This window comes from Vibrio sp. HI00D65, assembly GCF_001635455.1.
In the GTDB taxonomy this organism is placed as follows: Bacteria; Pseudomonadota; Gammaproteobacteria; order Enterobacterales; family Vibrionaceae; genus Vibrio.
The window spans coordinates 43683-63299 of sequence record NZ_LWEH01000001.1; the positions used below are offsets into that span (position 1 = coordinate 43683).

The 19617-nt window shown below is 44.7% G+C and carries 16 protein-coding genes and 3 pseudogenes; 4 read left to right on the forward strand and 15 right to left on the reverse strand.

What is annotated here, in order from left to right:
- Positions 1-21: 21 nt before the first annotated feature.
- Complete coding sequence (locus tag A3712_RS00210) at positions 22-921, reverse strand: DMT family transporter (RefSeq protein WP_063521763.1); 900 nt, start codon at positions 919-921, stop codon at positions 22-24.
- A 123-nt stretch (positions 922-1044) separates the two neighbouring features.
- Between A3712_RS00210 and A3712_RS00215 the strand changes: the two genes are divergently transcribed.
- The gene (locus tag A3712_RS00215; protein ID WP_063521764.1) at positions 1045-2472 is read left to right on the forward strand and encodes an aminotransferase-like domain-containing protein; all 1428 of its coding nucleotides are present in this window, start codon (positions 1045-1047) and stop codon (positions 2470-2472) included.
- Between the two features lie 181 nt (positions 2473-2653).
- On the opposite strand, the gene yidZ is transcribed toward A3712_RS00215, so the two are convergent.
- Both yidZ and A3712_RS00225 read right to left on the reverse strand, forming a co-directional pair.
- The gene (yidZ, locus tag A3712_RS00220) at positions 2654-3616 is read right to left on the reverse strand and encodes an HTH-type transcriptional regulator YidZ (RefSeq protein ID WP_063521765.1); all 963 of its coding nucleotides are present in this window, start codon (positions 3614-3616) and stop codon (positions 2654-2656) included.
- Positions 3591-4793 (reverse strand): MFS transporter, encoded by a 1203-nt coding sequence (locus tag A3712_RS00225; RefSeq protein ID WP_063521766.1) that lies wholly within the window; start codon positions 4791-4793, stop codon positions 3591-3593. Before A3712_RS00225 ends, yidZ begins: the two co-directional genes overlap by 26 nt.
- A gap of 306 nt (positions 4794-5099) precedes the next feature.
- Between A3712_RS00225 and A3712_RS27650 the strand changes: the two genes are divergently transcribed.
- Together A3712_RS27650 and A3712_RS26360 are read left to right on the forward strand one after the other, a co-directional pair.
- Complete coding sequence (locus A3712_RS27650; RefSeq protein ID WP_171367433.1) at positions 5100-5273, forward strand: hypothetical protein; 174 nt, start codon at positions 5100-5102, stop codon at positions 5271-5273.
- Positions 5274-5309: 36 nt separating this feature from the next.
- A pseudogene (locus A3712_RS26360) lies at positions 5310-5546 on the forward strand (PTS fructose transporter subunit IIB); the annotation flags it as partial.
- A gap of 158 nt (positions 5547-5704) precedes the next feature.
- Here A3712_RS26360 and A3712_RS00230 read toward each other — a convergent pair.
- From A3712_RS00230 to A3712_RS00265, 8 genes are all read right to left on the reverse strand, one after another.
- Positions 5705-6841, reverse strand: coding sequence for an ABC transporter ATP-binding protein (locus A3712_RS00230; RefSeq protein WP_063521767.1), 1137 nt, complete (start codon positions 6839-6841; stop codon positions 5705-5707).
- Positions 6842-6898: 57 nt separating this feature from the next.
- Positions 6899-7633, reverse strand: a complete 735-nt coding sequence (locus A3712_RS00235) for an HAD family hydrolase (RefSeq protein ID WP_063521768.1) — start codon at positions 7631-7633, stop codon at positions 6899-6901.
- On the reverse strand, positions 7623-9092 hold the full coding sequence (locus tag A3712_RS00240; RefSeq protein WP_063521769.1) for a CehA/McbA family metallohydrolase: 1470 nt from the start codon (positions 9090-9092) through the stop codon (positions 7623-7625). The genes A3712_RS00235 and A3712_RS00240 overlap by 11 nt, the downstream gene beginning before the upstream one ends.
- Before the next feature lie 104 nt (positions 9093-9196).
- Complete coding sequence (locus A3712_RS00245; protein ID WP_063521770.1) at positions 9197-10477, reverse strand: extracellular solute-binding protein; 1281 nt, start codon at positions 10475-10477, stop codon at positions 9197-9199.
- 6 nt (positions 10478-10483) lie between these two features.
- Positions 10484-11431: a carbohydrate ABC transporter permease gene (locus A3712_RS00250; protein WP_063521771.1), complete on the reverse strand. Its 948-nt coding sequence runs from the start codon at positions 11429-11431 to the stop codon at positions 10484-10486.
- A gap of 23 nt (positions 11432-11454) precedes the next feature.
- On the reverse strand, positions 11455-12339 hold the full coding sequence (locus A3712_RS00255) for a carbohydrate ABC transporter permease (RefSeq protein ID WP_063521772.1): 885 nt from the start codon (positions 12337-12339) through the stop codon (positions 11455-11457).
- 84 nt (positions 12340-12423) lie between these two features.
- The gene (locus A3712_RS00260) at positions 12424-13326 is read right to left on the reverse strand and encodes a LysR substrate-binding domain-containing protein (protein ID WP_063521773.1); all 903 of its coding nucleotides are present in this window, start codon (positions 13324-13326) and stop codon (positions 12424-12426) included.
- Between the two features lie 160 nt (positions 13327-13486).
- The gene (locus A3712_RS00265) at positions 13487-15112 is read right to left on the reverse strand and encodes an ABC transporter substrate-binding protein (protein ID WP_063521774.1); all 1626 of its coding nucleotides are present in this window, start codon (positions 15110-15112) and stop codon (positions 13487-13489) included.
- Between the two features lie 142 nt (positions 15113-15254).
- Between A3712_RS00265 and mpaA the strand changes: the two genes are divergently transcribed.
- Complete coding sequence (gene mpaA / locus A3712_RS00270; protein ID WP_082856139.1) at positions 15255-15962, forward strand: murein tripeptide amidase MpaA; 708 nt, start codon at positions 15255-15257, stop codon at positions 15960-15962.
- A gap of 196 nt (positions 15963-16158) precedes the next feature.
- Here mpaA and A3712_RS00275 read toward each other — a convergent pair.
- The 4 genes and pseudogenes from A3712_RS00275 to A3712_RS00285 form a co-directional block, all read right to left on the reverse strand.
- Positions 16159-16913, reverse strand: a pseudogene (locus tag A3712_RS00275) (NADPH-dependent 7-cyano-7-deazaguanine reductase QueF).
- A 1270-nt stretch (positions 16914-18183) separates the two neighbouring features.
- A pseudogene (locus tag A3712_RS00280) lies at positions 18184-18333 on the reverse strand (carboxymuconolactone decarboxylase family protein); the annotation flags it as partial.
- Between the two features lie 256 nt (positions 18334-18589).
- The gene (locus A3712_RS26370) at positions 18590-18802 is read right to left on the reverse strand and encodes a DUF2798 domain-containing protein (protein WP_082856140.1); all 213 of its coding nucleotides are present in this window, start codon (positions 18800-18802) and stop codon (positions 18590-18592) included.
- Between the two features lie 128 nt (positions 18803-18930).
- Positions 18931-19611: an HAD family hydrolase gene (locus tag A3712_RS00285; RefSeq protein ID WP_063521775.1), complete on the reverse strand. Its 681-nt coding sequence runs from the start codon at positions 19609-19611 to the stop codon at positions 18931-18933.
- Positions 19612-19617 lie beyond the last annotated feature (6 nt).

Genomic DNA, 19617 nt, shown 5'->3' on the forward strand with positions numbered 1-19617 from the left:
GTATTCAGGCTCTTTTTGTTTTTAACGGTTTAAAGCCGCTGGTCTTCGGAACCTAATCAATTCGGGTTTCTTCACTACCAGATAAACCGCAGTGGCTGACAGCGCAAAGCCCATTGCACCATAGACATCGAATGACTCGCCGAAGATAAGCCACGCTTGAATTGCGGTCGTCGGTGGTACGAGATAGAACACTGATGCCACATTTGAAGACGCCCCATTCTCCACCATGTAAAGCAACAGCAGTATTGCGACACAAGATAGAACGACCACCAGCCAAATCAGCGTTAACGTGAATTCTAGCGTCCAGCTCACCTGCATGGTTTCGTAACGCATAGCGAAAGGCAGGAACAACGTTGCCGAGGCCAAGTATTGCACCATTGCACCACCCACCATGTCTGTCCCCTTACAAAAACGCTTTTGATATAAAGTGCCGCAGGTAATACCTACCAATGAGACTAAGCATAGCAGTGTCGCCAGGACTTTTTGGTTATCCGATTGCCATTCAATATTCCCCATTAGCACCAAACCAATCCCCACAAAGCCAAGCGCTAAACCAAGCCATTGCGCAAAGTTAAAACGCTGTGAGGTGCAGCTGACCATGATCAGCGCGGTAAGAATAGGTTGTAGACCCACCAGTAAAGAGCTCAAACCTGCTGGCATCCCCATATCAATCGCCAGATAGGTACCACCGAGGTAAAAACCATGAATCAATATCCCAACCACACACGCATGAAAAAATGCTCGACCACGAGGGATACGACGTTTAAGGATTGCAATCAAAACCAAGAACAGTGCCACGTTGGCTACCATCCTAAGTGACAATAACGTTGCAGGCTCTGCGTATTCCACACCAAGACGTGCGCCCACAAAACCTGACGACCACAATATTACAAACACGAACGGAATCATTTTAATCAGCATTACAAACCTCTGGTCAACTCTTCATCAATGCTGTTACCTTAGTTGGGTACAGATAACTAATAAAGATACAGATATAACACTTTAAATGGTTACAGATTGATAATTATGGAACGGGAGAACCGCGTGGAAACAGAAGTCAGCGGCAATAAATACCTCGCCACCGAGCAACACATTAAGGCTCAAATTGACAAAGGGCTCTTTCACCCTGATGACCGCCTGCCCTCAATCCGCCAATTAAGTGAACAATTGGGTGTGAGTAAAAACACCGTGATTCGAGCCTACCAAGAACTCGAAGCAACAGGTTGGGTATATTCCGTTCCCAAGTCGGGTTATCGCGTCAAAGTACCGAATACAACGAGTTGGGATGCGCCAAGCCAGCCTCAAAAAGTTGATCTGTTATCTGTCACTAAATCTGTGCTCTCCCGTCCCAGCAGGCGTTTAAAGTTACAATCAGGCTCTGCTCACCCAAACATTAACACCCCCGCCATTCGTAGCCTGTACGCTGAAATTGGTCGCCACAGCCGCTTGCAGACTCAACTTCCCGGCTATTACCAACTGCCGCCCGGCGACGAACAATTAGTAAAACAATTGTTAAAGATCACCCATGATCTTGGTGTACCTGCGGGATCGAAAGAGATTGCGATTACTCACGGCGCGCAGCAAGCGATCAGTTTAGCGCTGCGTGCTTTAACCAAACCTGGCGATATCGTTGTGGTTGAATCTCCCTGTTACTTTGGTAACTTACTCCTATTGGAATCACTAGGCTTACAAGCACTTGAAATACCAAGCAGTGTGAGTCATGGAGTCGATATTCAAGCACTACAAAATGCCTTAGAACAATGGGAAGTGAAAACGCTGCTGCTGACACCAAACTTTACCAACCCAACTGGATCGAGAATGCCTCTGGCGAATCGAAAAGCACTATTGGAGATAACTGGATCTTTGCCGATTATTGAAGATGATGTGTTCGGGAGTTTGGCATTTGATGCTCCGATTGCGAGCTTGAAAAAACTGGATGACAAAGACCGAGTGATCTACGTGAACTCTCTATCCAAGACTTTGGACTCTCGCTTGCGTGTTGGCTGGCTGCTTTCCGGTCGCTATCAACCTTTAATCGAAAAGTACCTACTGTGTGACAACATGGGCAGCTCTAACCTGATGCAGTCAGCCGTCGGCCAGTTTCTGACCACAGGAAAGTATCGCAGTCATTTATCTAAGATGAAGCGACTCTATCAAACCAACCAAAAGCAGTTTCAAAGTCTTTTGATTCAAGCATTAGATAGCTACCCACATCTTATTGGACGCTACCATCTTTCCAAACCTGAGGGGGCATTTATAAACTGGATAACGCTCCCCGAATCTCTCGACAGTTATGCCGTCTACCAAGAATGCTTGAAACACAAAATCGGTATTTTACCTGGCACTATTTTTGGTACCCACGATCAATACAAACATTGCCTGCGCTTTACTGTCGCGAACATTGAAGAGAACAAGGATTGGAAAGAAGGAATCGCAACTCTGGCGAAAATTATCGCGAAGCACGTAAACTAAGAGTCTCTGAGTATTCAAAAATACTCAGGACTCAACTTTAATTTTAATAGCATGTTAAACACTAGAGGTTCGCGACACTCGCAGTCTTTGCTATCTTGATGTCATTTAACGATGTAGAACTACTCATCCTAACTAATTTGGTCAGGTCAACAAAATTTTAGAGACTTTTCTCGTCTTTCACCTATTTGCCTTCAAACTGGTAAAGCGATCTGAGTGTGTCTTTTAGCCATAAAACGAGCGGATTGTAGGCATTGCGTTTATGCCAAATCATAGTGAAAGGAATTAGCAATTTATTCGCATGTTCTTCATCTAACGGAATGGGTAAGCAGGTTAGGTTAGGATGAAGTTGCTCTGCATAGCGACGGCAGTAATTGGGCGCAACCGTCGTCATAGTGTGATTGGATTGAGCCGCCATAAACAGAGACTGCTCGAAGCCTGCAAGCGTAAGGGCAATGTTTCGATCTAGTTGCAGGTCGGTAAGCACTTCATCCAGTGCCCACGTTTCACTTTTTTCCCACACAATATTGATATGCGGATATTTAAGGAAAGCCTCAAGGTTCCATTCTTCCTGTAAGGCCGGATGATCTTTTCTGAGATACACCACTGGCATATCGTGGAACAGGACCTCGAAATCGATAAAGTAAGGCAGCGCGTCTAGAGACTCTTTTGAGCGCGGATGACTTTCTCGCCCTGAAAAGCCGATATCAGACTCACCACGCACGATGGAGTCTATCGAATCGTAATCCCAGTTGCGCATTTTTATCTTCGCGTTGGGATAGCGTTGATAAACACTTTGCGTCAGCTCGTTAAGCATGATTAGTGACAGTGGTGATTCCGCCTCTAACTTCAATCGCACATCTTTGGGCGCGTCATCACCACGAGTCGTAAGGATTTGACTGCCAATCTGCAGCCAGTCTTGAAGATCTTTTACCATACTTAGCGCAAGTGGTGTCGGCGTTAAACCTCTTGGCGTTTTTACAAACAGAGGATCATCAAACCAATCTCGAAGCTTAGTCAGTGATTTACTCACCGTTGAAGGGGTCACGTTAAGCTTTTTGGCAGCTTTCGAAACACTCTGCTCTTGCAGCAGCAATTGCAGAGTGAACAGCAAGTTGAGATCAAGACGGGCTAGTGGCTTCTTCATAATCACTTTTCACTTGGGAAGGACCTACCCATAGTATTAGAGCAATACTGATAACGCCACCAGCAGCCAGTATAGATACCAACATACTCAATGCGCTGAGTCCGATTACACCCATCAACCAGATAAACAGTGCTGATGTACACACCTGAGAAACACCAAGTATCGAGCTCGCCACGCCCGCTCGTTGTGAATAGCCACTCAATGCTTGGCTCATTGCGACGCCAAAACCGAGTGAGAAGCCACCGCACACGAAGGCAAAACCGATAAGCGTCACGTTGTGCCCTAAGCCGCCATCAATCGATGCAAGCAGCAAGATAGCTGCAATCACAAAGCATATTTGAGATGCCAGCATCAGGCTTTTCTGCCTAAATACAATTAGTGCAAACGGCGCAGAGAACGACACCAACATACTAACTAGTGCAGTAAGAGCCATGGTAGAGGAATATTGACCGCGGTCGAAGCCAAGCTCAGTCATTATCAGCATTGGAGACACATTCACGTAAGTCAGAATCGCCGTCACGCCCAAGCTGGTCATGATCACTCGGCTGATAAACAAGGGCTCCTTAAAAGTTTCGATTGAAGTTGATTGAGACACAGAAGCTTTTGTGACTTTCGAGCCTACGCTATTCGGCTTGGTTTCTCTTAGCACTAACACCGACAACAAACACACGACTACCCCCATACTTGCCATAGTCGTGAACAGACTCGGCCAAGGATATACCGTCATGATTAAATGACCGATCACCGGTGCAAGCACTGGCACGATGCAGGTAATGCCATTCATCATCGACAACACCTTAGCGCGTTTTTGATCGTCTAACACATCTCGAAGTATGGCGAATGCCACCACATAACATGAACCCGCGCCAACACCTTGGAAAAAGCGCACCGCTAGAAACGGTTCCGCACTAGTCAAGACCTCGCCTAACATCGAAGAGGTCGCAAAGACAATCCCACCGAAAATCGCGACAGGCTTTCTTCCTACCCTGTCGGCAAATTTACCGGCGAACAGCATGGTGGTTGCCATGCCCGCAAGGTAAATAGAAAACGCCACATGAAGCTGCGCCTCAGAGGCATTTAGGTCAGCAGCGATTTGAGGCAAGCCAACCAAATACAAATCAATCGCCGTTGGATACAAGAGAACAAGCGCGAAACTACAAAACAGAAAACGATACATAAGACCCTCACATAATTGGTGTGAGGATAATAAGAGTGGAACGCCCAACTACCGAGTGGCTTATACGACAACGGATCTTTCCATTTACGACAAACCATACAAGATATGAACAAAGAGACAGTAGTGGATTAATAAAAAAGCAATCACCAGTAAGATAACGAAATGTAACATCCATGTGCGCAGCAAATTCCGGCTTAATTATTTTAGAAAAATTGGAAAATAAGCCCTAACTACTTTACTGGATGATTTGTTATTCTCGGCGATAAATATTTACACTCCAACTAAAAAGCATAACTTGAGGTATTTATGGACTGTCCAGCTTGCGAAGAACATATTGGGTGGGAATGGGTAGAAGAGGAAGCCATCGAGCCCAATGAAGAGTTCGACTGCCCTGAATGTGAAGCAACTCTGATGTACACCATCGATGAAGGCACTTATTACGGTGCACAACATAAAACCGTCGAAGTTGTCGACAACTAGCCTTCATCAAACATTGAGCAATATTCCAAAGCAAAAGCAGCCAAAACTCTAGAGAAAACAGGGACGGCAGCAGGCCTTAAGATTAAGGTAGAAACACAAGGTCAAAACGGCATTCAGAACCGCATCACCGACCTAGATGTAGCAAATGCGAAACTGGTTATCTTGGCTCACGATATTCAAGTGAAAGACGCTCACCGCTTTGCCAATGCGAACGTGATTGAGTGCTCAACCAAAGAAGCGATGAAGAAAGCCGCGGATATGGTCACTATATAAACCGGAAGTTATCAAACACGAAAAACCATCCTCAAGAATCAATAAATTAGTGAATGCTCACTATTTATAAAGTTCCCCCTACTAAGAAAAATCCCCGTTCGTCTAGTCAACGAATGGGGATTTCTTTATTCAGCTCTCACCTAATTGGAGAGGTAAGATCAGCTCTTAGGAGCAAGCGTCTCTTCGGTTTCTAAATCGAATAAATGACATTGGCTTGTGTTGAAATGCAGCACTGTCTCTTCGCCACTGTTTGCCGTACGATCGGCATCGAAAGGCACGCGAGCCACCAGCTTATCGGCACCCAAGTTGAAGTAGAGATACAGCTCATTCCCCATCGACTCGACCACGTCAAGCCTGTGCGTTTGAGTATTTACCTCATACAAGGGTGCGTCGTGATTAGCCAACTGAATGTGCTCAGGACGAACACCAAACCACACCCACTCGCCCAATTTTTCACGAGCAATAGCTTGCTTGTCTTGTGGTAGCGCCCAACGACTGCCACTTTCAGAGATCACGTTCATCACACCATCAATCTCATCCAATCTCACCTTGAGAAGATTCATCGCTGGCGAACCAATAAAGCCCGCGACAAACTTGTTTGCCGGGTATTGATAAAGATTCATAGGCGTATCGACCTGCATGATCTCACCTTGATTCAACACACAGATGCGGTCGCCAAGAGTCATGGCTTCCACCTGATCGTGTGTCACGTAGATCATGGTGGCGTTTTGCCCTTCTTGCTTAAGATTATTATGCAGCTGCGCAATGCTCACTCGCGTTGACACACGCAGCTTTGCATCCAAGTTAGACAAAGGCTCATCAAACAAGAACACATCTGGCTTACGAACCATCGCACGACCAAGTGCCACACGCTGCCTTTGACCGCCCGACATTTCACCCGGCTTGTTATCTAACAAGTGCTCAATGTCTAATGTCTTGGAAGCTTCTTCAATACGTTCAGTGATTTCACGCTTTGGCAGCTTCTGTTGTTTGAGGCCAAAAGCCATGTTGTCGTATACCGACATGTGTGGGTAAAGTGCGTAGTTCTGAAACACCATAGAGATGCCACGATCTTTAGGTGGCAATTCATTTACACGCTTATCACCAATGTAGACATCACCTTCTGAGATATCTTCAAGGCCTGCGATCATACGAAGTGTGGTAGATTTTGCGCAGCCAGACGGCCCAACAAACACCATGAACTCACCTTCGCGAATATTCAGATCAACACCGTGCACGGCCTTAAAACCATTTGGGTAGGTTTTCTCTACCCCTCTCAGTGTGACTTCAGCCATAACCTGTCCTTAAATCAATTCGTTAAATACTATCTTTGCAATCTGTCGTGAAACGTTTTAACCACGTTCTTGCAGCTGATTAAGCTCAAAGTGAGCGACCGATGCGATGACCAGATCTGCCACTGGCTCTAATTCACTGTGTTGAGCCGTGCCAGTTAGCACGCCGACATTGCTTGCGCCTGCGTTACGGCCAAATTCCATATCCGAAACCGTGTCACCAAACATGATCACCTCATGTGGCTCAATACCGCATTGATCACAGAAGGCATTAAGTAGTGCTGGCGCTGGTTTAGGTTCGATATCCCCATCGGAGTAACCGACATAATCAAACATCTCACTCAAACCCGATTGCTCTAGTGTGTAGATCGTTGAGTCTTTGGTGTCTGCAGTTGCGATGCCTAAAATCATGCCCTGCTGTTTAAACACACCCAGCTTTTCAGCCACACCTGGTAGTGCTTCAATCCAGCTTGGGTTTTCTTCCACTTCGTCATTGAAAGCGGCTTTAGTCACCTTAGTAAACTCAGCGAGCGAGACATTGGGTTGCAACATGTTGAACCATGCTGTCGCGGTATCTTCCACTGGGTTTGAGGCTAGTAGTCCATAGTTATCAACCACATCACCTTCAACACCGATGGCCAAGAGTAACTCAGCAGGTGTGACAGTTTGATTACCCTGATGCTGGTCACTGTAAGATTTCACACGCTCACAAGCACCACGAGAAACGTTGAGCCACATCTTGTGAAACTCTAACAATGTGCCGTCTTTATCAAATAACATCGCCTTAAACTTCATCACGGCTCATTCGCTCCATTAGTTCTCCCCAAGTACGCACTAGGGGTTGGTTAAACTCTGGTTGTTTGCCATCAAATACGGCGTTGATGCAGCCTTCAAACTCACATTCCTCAGATGCAGGTTGAGTGCTGTTGATTAATGCTGCAGAAAGTTCTCCGCGACGAATATCGACACGGCACCAACGGTAACCCTCATCAATAAGGAGACTTTTCAGCTCATCACTCAAAGCGATTCGTTCAATAATCTCACCATCCACCACGCACTCCGCGTAGTAAGGGTTTTCTGAGTCAGAGACAGCAATTCGGTATGTAAGCGCTTGTCCTTGAGAGTCGTTACCCGGTAGCAAATCACCTAAGTTGATATCAAACTTCAAGCCGCAACGACGCTCTAAGTAAACTTGCCCATTACGCATTCCAGACAAGATGCCTTCACCACTCAAACCATGGCTGTAAACGAAGGTGGATGGGTCACCGTAGATGGAAGGCTCATCCGATTTAGGATTACGTTCATGCGGTTCAAGGTGTGAATCGCTGCCGCCAATCGCGGTAATGCGCTGGCCACAATTCCACATTTCATTAAGAACCAATAACGCCTCTTCGGTCGCTTTTGGTGAAGTTGACCAAGTAGGGTCACAACACACTTCAAAGGTAGATACTTGGCTTAGATCCACTTGATCGTAATGCCAGTGCCACGGCTTCATCATTGAGTGATTAATGCCAAGAGAGCTGTGTCCGCTTTTGGCTAAATTCAATCCTGCTTCCATAGTCGCTTGGCTGCTGTGTTCAACGTCTCTAAGGTCCAAAGACTTAACCGGACCATGCACATTGAAGTGCCCGAGATCGGTTGTGACTTCTAACGCAGGTAAGAACAAGCACTGCTTTGATACTGGCAATTTAGGCTGGCAGATGTTGTGCTCTGTAAAGAAGAAAAAATCGAGCCCTTGTGATTCCACAATGTCTTTAGCCGCTGCTAAGGTATTGTGACCATCAGAAAGCTGAGTGTGAGCGTGTAAGTCACCACGATACCAACGAGAATCGGAACTCAGCATGTAGCTGTAATCAAACTCGATATCGTGAGAACTTGTCACCGTTGGAGTCAGTTCTAACTCAACATCGTTATTAACTAACTCATTAGAGCAAAGTGCATCGACTTGATACTGCATCGCACGCTCGGTGCGAAACTCACCTTCAAGGTTGTAAAGCTCTAAGAACCATTCGCCCGATGGAATCGCCCCATCAATCGCGCCTAAACCAGAGTTTTGCGGTTGGATAGTGAGTGACTTGTGCGCCTTTTCAAACAGCACTTTGCCACGAAATGCTTGGTTGGCATCATACGCCGCTGCGTACAAGAATCCTTTTTTCACCGTTGTGCCGGTAATCGTTACGCTGTGAGAACCTGCTGGCACATCAAAGGGGATACGTACTCTACCAAACGGCAGCTCACCTTGAAATTGGGTCATTGTCTTCACCAAATTCGTCCTAATTGAAGGACTGGGTCAAAAAGAGGCCCACCCGAATAGATGGGCCTTGATGCGTGCAAAGATAGTTTTGTTATCTTTACGGATTAAGAACGATTCGCTCGGTCTAGTGCACGTTGTGCTTTCTTAGCCGCTTGTTTTAGCGCTTTGTCAGCAGGCACGTTTTGGATTTGAATCTGATCCGCTGCCACCTTCAGAGCATCCATGATCTTACCGTTGGTAGGGTCAAGGAAATCTTTGGTCGCCGTGTTCGCTTGCTTCAATGGAATTAGAGCTTGTGGGTTATCTTTAGTGAACGCTTGGTACTCTGGCACCTCAGATACGCTGTTACGTACAGGGATGTAACCGGTGAACATTGACCAAGCAGCCGTGTTTTTCGCGTTGGTGTAGAACTCAACAAACTCAAATGCACCTTTCGCTGCTGCGTCGTCTGTGCCTTTTGGCATTACGTAAACCAGCGCACCCGCTTGTGGTGCAGAAGGGTTTGAGCCCCAACCTGGTTGCGTGGTTGCTGAAAGCTTAGTGAAGTCCAAGTCACCTTGGTCACCCGATGAACCGGTGTAGCCTAGTGCGTTGTCTTTCATCACATCATCAATGGTTTTGTACCAGTATTCCCAACCTTGACCACCGTAGTGAATACGCATGATTTGATCATCGTGGATCCACTTACGGAAGCTGTCCCACACCTCAACCCACTCAGGAGAGTCAATCAGCACTTTCTTACCGTCATCACTGATGATCTTGGCGCCGTTAGAAAATGCCGCGTCAATCATGTTGTCTTGACCCCACATCGGCTCCCAACCGTAGAAGGTCACATTACCTTTCTCATCACGTTGTGTGACTTTCTCAGCGACCTTAGCCACGCCTTGCCATGTCTTTAGATCTTGCTCAGTAAAGCCGTTATCTGCCAACACCTGCTTGTTGTAGTAGAACACTTGAGTGGTACCGTAAGCAGGTAGACCGATGATGGTGCCGTCGTCTGCCGTCACTTGATCTTTGAACGCGCCAATGAAATCAGAGAAGTTGAACTCTTCATCCATGAACGGCGTTAGGTCACGGCTCAAACCACGTCCGTGCATTGCTTCCGCACGACCTGAATCTAGCAGCACAAGTTCAGGTGCCGTTTTAGACGCTAAACCAGCTTGCAGCTTCTGATAGGTTTCCGTGTAGTTACCTTGCAATGCAGGCTTTACAACATACTCATCTTGGCTCGCATTGAACTCTTCGATGAGCTTAGTCATCATTTGCTGTGGCTTAGTACCACCGGAATACCAAAAGTTAACTTCGGTTGCCGCAAGAACACTGCTAGAGAACATAGAAGCGCTTGCTGCGCCAGCACACACTAGTGCGAGAGTTTTTAGTTTCATTTCCGTTTACTCTTTTACGCCGTTATCGGCGATACCTGAAAGAATCGTCTTTTGACAAATGACGAATAGAATTAACAAAGGCAATACTGCAATGGTGCTCGCCGCCATGATTTGCGACCAGTTCAACCCATAGTTACCTTCGGCAATAAAGTAGTGACGAATACCAGTAGCGATCAGATTTAAATCCTGAGTCGTAATCACCAGACTTGGCCACATGTAGCTGTTGTAATTGGTAATAAAAGTGATGAGGAACAGTGTTGCGACTGCTGCTCGGCATTGCGGTAAGATGATTGCCCATAAGATTTTGAGCTCACCTGCACCATCAATTCGTGCCGCTTCAATCAGCGATGGATGCACCTTGATAAACACTTGGCGTAGATAGAACACACCGAACACCGAGGCTGCGTTCGACGCAACCAAGCCCATGTGTGAATCCAACAAACCCAGTTTTGCCAAAGTGATATAAGACGGAATGTAAGTCACTGCGCCCGGCAGCATGTAACAGCCCATCACGATGAAATAAAGCACGGTCTTCGAGCGAAACTTCAGCTGAGTCAGTGCGTATGCAAACATCGCTGAATTCACAATCACTAACAAGGTAGTGAACAAAGCCACACTAAAGCTGTTGAAGATGTACAAGCCAAACGGCGCGCTGTGGAAGGTTTCAACAAAGGTTTCCCAACGAAATTGCTCTGGAATCAAGTCCAGCGGGTTAGCAAAGATCTCATCGTTGCTTTTCAGTGAACCAGACAACATCCATAAGAACGGGAATACCATAATGGTTCCGCACGTTGCCAAGAATAGGTGCTTAGCCAGTGCGAGGAACGAACGGCGATCCACTGAGGCTTTCTTTGACGCAACTTCTGACTTCGTCGCTTTGACTTGAGCTCTAACTTTGGCTTTCGCGGTGCTCTGGTTTAATACTTGATTGGCATCCAATACTTGCGTGGTCATAATTCTGTCCTTTCAAAAATCGACTAGTAGTACACCCAGCGCTTGCCGATGTAGGTATTAATAAGTGCCAGTAATCCAGTAATCAGGAATATCACTAACGATGTCGCGGCTGCAGGTCCCATTTCGTAACGTTCGAACGCTTGTTGGTAGAACAAATACAACAGGGTGCGTGTTTCACCACCCGGTCCGCCTTGCGTCAGGATCTGGAACTGATCGAACGCCTGCATTGCCGTGATAATATTGACCACTACTAAGAAAAATGTGGTTGGAGAAATCAGTGGCAGCGTTATCTTCAAAAAGCGCGTTAAGCTGCTGCAACCATCAATCAAAGACGCCTCATACAGTGATTCTGGAATCTTGTTGAGCGCACTGATGTAAAACAGCATCGTCCAGCCAATCGCCTGCCACACCGTCACGATAATCACCGCAACTAAGGCTGTGTCTCCGTTCTCCAACCATGGAATAGCACTAAACCCTGCCGACTCTAACAAGTGGTTTGCCAAACCCGATTTGGTCTCGAATACCCAGGACCACACAATCGATACCGCGACTGTGGGTGTGATCCAAGGGGAGAAGATCACCGCACGATAAAACTGGCTGCCCTTGAAGTTTTTATGCAGCAGCATGGCAAATACAAGACCAAGAAGGATGGTTGGAATCACCACACCAACAGAGAACCAAAACGTGTTGAGCATCGCTTGGATGAACTCATAGTCCTCAACCATGTACTCATAATTTTCTAAACCGATGAACGAATAATCTGGCGAGATGTAATCCCAATCGGTGAAGCTGATGTAAATCGAATAACCAAATGGTACGAGCCAAAAAGTAAACAGTGGCACCAACAACGGTGCAGTAAATAGCAGTACCTTTAAGCGGTTTTTCATTGGTTCTGAGAAAGCACTCATGGTGACCTCGTCCTTATTTGTATGCGGTTAAATTAAGGGGTTTGTGTGACAGGTTCGTAAGAGCGTCCTTCATTTTTTTTATGGCTACCCATTAGAAAATCTTTCTTCCAGTTCACCATCTTCCATCTGGTGATAAAGCCAATCACAAAAGAAATTCACCTTGGCACTGCGCCGGTGTTTAGTGATCAAATAGTGGGCTGATTCAGCAGGCATCGAGGACTCTGTCGCCAAAACAAGTTCGTTTTTCTCCAACAACTCAGACACCGCAAGCGAACGCACCAACAGCACACCAATACCATGCTTAACGGCCTCTAGAGCGTGCAAAGAATTACTCACTTCAAGTAGCACCTTAGGTAAAGTCATCTCGAATTGGTTATGGCTCAACCATTGCAACCAGTTCTCTCGGTAGCCTTTTACTTGCACGGTCGGCAAAGCAGAGAAATCATGCTCAGCCAAGGTGTCTTGATATTGGTTCTTAAATTCTGGGCTGCACACTAACTGCCAATGCTCTTGAAACAGTCGCTCACTATGAGTGTCTTCGCTTTCGACCTTACCGTTGGTCAGTTCGATATCAACATTCTGACAAGGGTTAGTTGATGGCCAGTCCACCAGCTGAATATCGAGCCTGATAAAAGGGTATTTTTGATAAAAAGATGGCAGGCGAGGTAGCAGCCAGTTATGGCAAAAGGTGTGATTAACGCGCAGGCTCAAAACATCGGTTTCTTTTTCCCCGAACAGGATTTGAGTCTGTAGTTTCAGGTGCGCCAATGAGCCCGCAACAATCGGTTGATAATGCTGGGCAGCCGACGTTAGTTTTGCGCCTTTGGAGCTGCGTTCAAACAGTGTGGTATCGAGAAAGGTTTCTAAACTTTTAAGCTGCTGACTCACCGCAGCTTGGGTAACACAAAGCTCTCGCGCAGCAGCGCCAATAGAACCAAGGCGGGCAACAGCTTCGAACGCAACAAGTGCACGTAGAGGGGGTAACATGGCTTCACCTGATTGAAATAAAGGTGAAAAATACTTCAGTCAGGTTTCAGTTTTTTGCGCTTATCGTTACAGATTAATGACGAAGGGACGCTGATCAGAGATTTATGATCAACGTCCCTTTTCTTTATTTCAGACTTTTAATAATGTACCAGAAGCTCAACTACTCTTTGATGTAGAGATCCTTAGAGTAGATACGCCCTTCTACATTGTTCTTCGCAAAACCACCGACACTTGGTCGCACTAAACGAGCCTGCATGTAATAGTAGATTGGCGCGATCGGCATGTCTTCTGCCAGCAACTGTTCAGCTTGGTCATAGAAACCTTGGCGATCTTGTTCTCTGGTTGCGGCTAGTGCGCTATCCATTGCAGCGTCGTACTTGTCATTACTGTAGCGAGCAAAATTGCCCGAAGAACCAGAACGCAGTAGGCTCAAGAAGGTTGATGCTTCGTTGTAGTCACCACACCAAGAAGCGCGCATTACGTCGAAATCACCTTGGCGACGTGACACCAAGTAAGACTTCCACTCTTGGTTTTCAAGCTCAACTTGTGCACCTAGGTTACCTTTCAGCATTGACGCAATTGCCACTGCAATCGACTTGTTCGATTCACTGGTGTTGTAAAGCAGTTTGAAATCCAATGGGTTAGACGCATCGTAGCCCGCATCTTTTAGTAACTCTTTTGCTTTTTGATCGCGTTCTTTCTGAGTCCAAGTACTGTACTCAGGTTGTGTCGCATCAAAACCAGCTGTGTACTCATGTGCGAAGGTATAAGCTGGTAAGTTGCCCACCTGAGTCACACCATTGGTGATAACGTCACGCATCATAGAATAAGAGACAGCTTTACGTACTCGCGCATCATCAAAAGGCGGTCGCGTAGTATTGAATGCGTAGTAGTAAGTACACAGCAAAGGCACTGTGGTAAACGCTCCTTGGTATTTACTTTTAAGCTGCTGCGCCATATGGGTAGGCACGTCCGAAGTAATATCGACCTCGCCCACTGCATAACGGTTAATCGAGGCATTCTGATTCTCAAACGGAATATAAGTCACTTCGGTTAAGTGGGTATCTGAGCTATCCCAATATCTCGGGTTCTTCTTCAGTTCAATGCGCTCGTTCACCACCCACTCGTCTAGTACGAATGCCCCATTACCAACAAATTGCTTAGGATCGCTCCACGGCTTGTCGCTACTTTCTAGGGCTGATTGATGTACTGGCATCATGGATGTGTGGCCCGTCATCGCCACAAAGTAAGGTACTTGGCTGTCTAGCTCAAAACGGACTGTATGCTTATCAACAGCCGAAACGCCTAGCTCTTCAATCGGCTTCTTACCTTCTGCCACATCAATAATATTGTTGATTTTAGTGAGCTTGAGATACCACACATTTGGCGATGCTGTTTTAGGATCTACCGCACGTTTTATCGCATACACGAAATCATCGGCGGTCACCGGATCACCATTCGACCATTGCGCGTCTTTGCGCAGGTGGAATACAAACGTTTTGTTGTCATCGGTTTCCCAAGATTCCGCCACACCTGGGGTGATATTGCCATCGCGGTCTTGAATCACTAAGCCTTCAAATAGGTCACGTAGAATGTGCATTTCCGGTAGGCCCTCAGCCTTTGCAGGGTCTAGTGTCGCCGCTTCCGCATCATTAGCGCGCACTAAGTGTTGCTGCTTTGCCAGAGTAGTTCCCGCAGGCAATGTGTCAGCAACGGCAGTTACTGAGATAAAAGGGGTCAATAGAGATGAAATGAGTAACGCCGTTGAGTGTTTCTTAAAATCCATATGTTTTTGCTCTCCTAGCCTATCTTTGAAGCAAGTAATAAAATTAACAATGAGACTGTTGACGAATTTTAATGCTTTCGTTTATCTAAGTAGTTCTTTAATCGTTAATACTTGATAGTACTTGATCAATCAGGAGATAAAGGTGAGTTTAATTCCAAGAACGGAAAGAGCTGCATTTTCAATAAAGCCGCTACCATATGGAAAGTCGATACTGGGCGCACCCTTGCTCTATTTCCCTGCGCAAGTAGAAAGCGAATCTCGAGGTCTAATCATAGCAGGCACACACGGTGATGAAACCGCGTCTATCGCAGGTTTGTCTTGTGCGCTAAGAAGCCTACCTGCCAACAACTTGCGACACGATGTGATCTTGTCGATGAACCCAGATGGTAATCAATTAGGAACACGTGCCAACGCTAATCAAGTCGACCTAAACCGCGCTTTCCCAACTCAAAACTGGACAGAAGACGGCACCGTTTATCGTTGGAGTTCTCACACACCAGTCAGAGATGTAAAAGTAAAAACGGGTCAAGCCGACCAACTTGAACCGGAAGTGCAGTCGCTCATCAACCTTATCGAAACCCGTGAACCTAAATTCGTCATCTCTTTCCACGAACCACTCGCCATGGTCGATGAACCAAACCAATCGGAACTTGCCACTTGGCTAAGTAAGCAGTTCAACCTGCCGCTCGTTGAAGAAGTGGATTACGAAACCCCAGGCTCATTCGGCACCTGGTGTGAAGAGAGAAACCTACCGTGCATTACCGTAGAGCTACCACCGGTTTCTACGGACCTGACGATAGAGCAGTATTTAGATGCGTTTGTGGCGGTGTTGGGGTGTGAGAAAGGTTAGGTCAACTCGTTTTTTGGGCGATTACTAGCCAGCACTTTTGCTAAATTAGCAAACCTCCAATAACTACAGATATGGAAATTTACTTTGACTAACTAGTGCGATGAATAACATCGCACTAGAGAAAGTGTTGGTTTTTTTGTGTGTTTACAAACATGGGTTTACAAACAATGTTTGTGCAGCGAATTTTGTGTTAAATTTATTGCATAGGGTTTCTAGCAGAGCAAATTTCGCTTTCAAAGTCGCTACGGTAAGGGGTTATATCGAGCCAGCCTCGTCGCTTATATCTAGCAAAAACTGTCAGCTTTTCAGGCGCATAGCATCGTTTGATATCAGAATAAATACGATCGACACATTGCTCGTGAAATTCATTATGTTCACGAAATGAGATTAGATACCTCAGAAGACTCTCGTCATTGATTTTTGCTCCCTTATAACGAATATATACGCTTCCCCAATCTGGCTAATTCGTCACCAAACAGTTCGATTTCAAAAGGTGAGAGCATAAAGATTCAGAGACATATTCATCTACTTTACTTTCAGAGAGCGAATCCGCATCATACTCAAACGAGTCTACTGTGATGTCTAAACCATCAATACAATGAAATTGCTTATTTATTGAGGTTTGTTGTGGTTCATCTACATCCGTAAATGATACCGTCACTTCAGCATCTGCAGCATTAGCTAAATCAGACTGCATTTTCTCAATAACAATCTCTTTCGACTCAAAACATGTTTGATTCAAGCTATTTAAATACAATTTGAATGGCTTAGATTCAATCAAGTTGTCAGGAGTATGAGGAACTATAAACTCCGCTATTGCGACGATTGGCTTTCCTTTAGATCTTTAATCTCATCTCTGCCTTTTTTTCTTGGGATAGGGTCGAGCAACTCAGGTTGATACTGAGAGATATACTCACTTCTTTTACCTAGGTTCTTATCGTAGGTTGTCATTATTATTTAGCTCCTTGACGTTGATTAAACGGGTAAAAGTTTTCTTGCGAAGTAAATAGGCGCGACAATGAACAGCTATTCTACAAGCACCTCCTTGTCCATCTCTTCCTTAGTAGCCATCAGCTAACCACCACTATGTTAGAAGCAAATTCGATAATCTGCTCAAGAACTTCCTATTAACCATCGGCGATTGGGTCATGATCAATAACCAAGCGTTTTTCCAGCACGTAAATAACCACGGCGCTCCTCCCTATCGCTTGGAGAGGTAGCCCCCTGTGTGTATGATGAAAACATTCACATTCCTATATAATTTGCAATATATTGAAAGTAATAAATAAAATAGTAAAAATTATAGATTTTGGGGTGGAGCATGACCCCATATCAAGGGGTAGTTGCAGGAGGAGGGTTTGTTAATCTCTTTTTGTTAATGTTGATGCTCTCGAATCTAGGCGTTTTTTCTGAGAAGGCCGGAGAAGCCTCAGCTAAGCCATATTTCCGCTGGTTTCAGTGGGTGATAGTTCTCCCGCTTTCATTTGCAGACACGTATTACAACCTCTACAGTTCGCTGACTCAAGTATCCTCACTGGCCGTGCTCATTTCAGGATCTATTTTCTTTGTTTGTATTAGCAGTCGCTCTACTACTACATCGTAGAGCATCCTTTTGAAGTTGCTAAAGATAAGGCGGAGACTGAAGAAAAAAGAGGGCGATTTAAGAGAAGAGCTGAACACGCTCAATCCAAGCGATAAACTTTCCCTCCCACATCGTGAGCGCTGAATTAATCAGCGCTTTTTATTGCGCGTTTTTGGGCAATTGGGAAGGGGATTCCCAATTGCCTTGCCGCCATAGTTGATACTCGTCTATGTCTGGGTGAACCCACACTTCAGTGTTCCGCTACGGATTTTCGTGAATGCTATACCCATCTTCTTTTGCACGCTTTCCTTGCTGAATAATCTGATATTTGGTCAAAATACTCACCTTTTATTTGTTTGTACGAATTTTAACCATGCAATAGAAACTTGCTAAGAGTTAAATATACTCCAAGATATCGGATTTATACGTTTTCAAAACTGGAGCTCTATTACCGCTCGTATCATCAACCGAACAAACCGAGTAAAATAAATGGCCGTTTGAATTAAAAAAGTATTGAAAGATTCTTCATAAAGTACCTTTAGAGTGCATAAAGAGACCGCCACGGTGGACGGTCATTTTATAGTAAAGCTATTTATTCATACAAATTGAGCCTACACTCAATACGCCCACATGGAGAACTTAGCTATTGTGATTTGCCGTTCGATCAGCAAGTACTTCTTTGAACGCCAAAATCACATTCAGTGCCGCAGGAAAGCCAGCGTAACAAGTCATCTAAATTATCACCTCCTTAATCTCTTCTTCATTGCAACCCACATTAAGCGCCGTATTAAACACGTCAAGCTCTAGTTTGGAAGTCAACGGAAGGAGCCTTGGCTAATTGCGTGGGCGTGAAATCTGGACTATTTTGAAACAAGACCAGATAGATGTTGAAGGCAAGGCGGCCTTTGAGTGATTCTACGCGCTCGCAGTATAATTATATCTGTAGGATGGGCCTGTCAAGCTTCTAACTAGATTTGCGACAGAACCAATTACACCGGACTCTTCTTTCTCGTCAACCTTCAGTCTTTGCAACAATCACGTCCAATCAATTTTTAAGTACTTTATTAGTTATCTTTTGAGCAAATGGAGAAAAAAAGAATGATATAATTCCAGCGGCTGGCCAGGCTAATAAAAAAGCATTTACCCACAATTTAAAAAAAACTGGCGAACTGCCTATGTTTAAGTACGTAACCCATAAAGTCATTAGTGATGATAAAAAAAAAGACATTATAGTAGAAAATAAAACACGACGTTTCATATTAAATCCTATTAATTTAATTAATATATTATGATTTTAATATAGCTGTATTTATAAAACATTTAACAGAGATACAGAGATACAGAGATACAGAGTATGATGTTTAATTAATCCCTTTTCATAGTTAACTAATAATTATCTATAATTCTCCATCCACGTAATTTAGCACTCGATATTGTTTCTTTGTCCTTAGAAACAATTACGCCATCAGAGACACAAGATAACATTTGAAAGTCTGAAATATGGTCCCCATAAGCAATGCATTCATTAGATTCTACATTATGCAATTTCATAAATTTTTCTACAACAACGGCCTTACCATCTCCAATTGTTTGAGGAGGAATAATTTCTCCAGTTAGAATTCCATTTTCTTCTCTAATCCGTGTCGCAAGAACGTAGTCAACACGCAAGTCTCTAGCAATAAGCTCAATTAGTTTAGCTATAGAACCAGAAACAAATACGAGTTTAGTATTACTTTTCTTAAGGATATTAATTTCATCTATAATAGGATTAATAAAAAAGGATTCTCCCATTAATTTTTTTGTTATTTCATACCACTTTTCTACTATCGATTGAAACTTACATGAGTCAACACTTGAAAAAATACGGTAATACTCTTGATTTATTTCTTCACGAGGTCGTCCATTTTTCCAGTCATTTTTAATTTTCAACATATACTGATTGAAAATTAATTGCCCTTCTAATGGATTTATTTCATTATAAAAAAACTCTAAAAATTTAAACATTGTTTTAAAGCTAACTACGGTTTCATCTACATCAAAAAACGCATATTTGTAAGATTTAGACATATTACA

Bases quoted from the DNA above. Each gene is read 5' to 3' on its own strand.
- A3712_RS00265 (WP_063521774.1), bottom strand. From the start codon at position 15,112: ATGGATTTTAAGAAACACTCAACGGCGTTACTCATTTCATCTCTATTG.
- A3712_RS00240 (WP_063521769.1), bottom strand. From the start codon at position 9,092: ATGACCCAATTTCAAGGTGAGCTGCCGTTTGGTAGAGTACGTATCCCC.
- A3712_RS26370 (WP_082856140.1), bottom strand. From the start codon at position 18,802: ATGAAACGTCGTGTTTTATTTTCTACTATAATGTCTTTTTTTTTATCA.
- A3712_RS27650 (WP_171367433.1), top strand. From the start codon at position 5,100: ATGGACTGTCCAGCTTGCGAAGAACATATTGGGTGGGAATGGGTAGAA.
- A3712_RS00225 (WP_063521766.1), bottom strand. From the start codon at position 4,793: ATGTATCGTTTTCTGTTTTGTAGTTTCGCGCTTGTTCTCTTGTATCCA.
- A3712_RS00230 (WP_063521767.1), bottom strand. From the start codon at position 6,841: ATGGCTGAAGTCACACTGAGAGGGGTAGAGAAAACCTACCCAAATGGT.
- yidZ (WP_063521765.1), bottom strand. From the start codon at position 3,616: ATGAAGAAGCCACTAGCCCGTCTTGATCTCAACTTGCTGTTCACTCTG.
- A3712_RS00255 (WP_063521772.1), bottom strand. From the start codon at position 12,339: ATGAGTGCTTTCTCAGAACCAATGAAAAACCGCTTAAAGGTACTGCTA.
- A3712_RS00245 (WP_063521770.1), bottom strand. From the start codon at position 10,477: ATGAAACTAAAAACTCTCGCACTAGTGTGTGCTGGCGCAGCAAGCGCT.
- A3712_RS00235 (WP_063521768.1), bottom strand. From the start codon at position 7,633: ATGAAGTTTAAGGCGATGTTATTTGATAAAGACGGCACATTGTTAGAG.
- A3712_RS00210 (WP_063521763.1), bottom strand. From the start codon at position 921: ATGCTGATTAAAATGATTCCGTTCGTGTTTGTAATATTGTGGTCGTCA.
- A3712_RS00285 (WP_063521775.1), bottom strand. From the start codon at position 19,611: ATGTCTAAATCTTACAAATATGCGTTTTTTGATGTAGATGAAACCGTA.
- A3712_RS00260 (WP_063521773.1), bottom strand. From the start codon at position 13,326: ATGTTACCCCCTCTACGTGCACTTGTTGCGTTCGAAGCTGTTGCCCGC.
- A3712_RS00250 (WP_063521771.1), bottom strand. From the start codon at position 11,431: ATGACCACGCAAGTATTGGATGCCAATCAAGTATTAAACCAGAGCACC.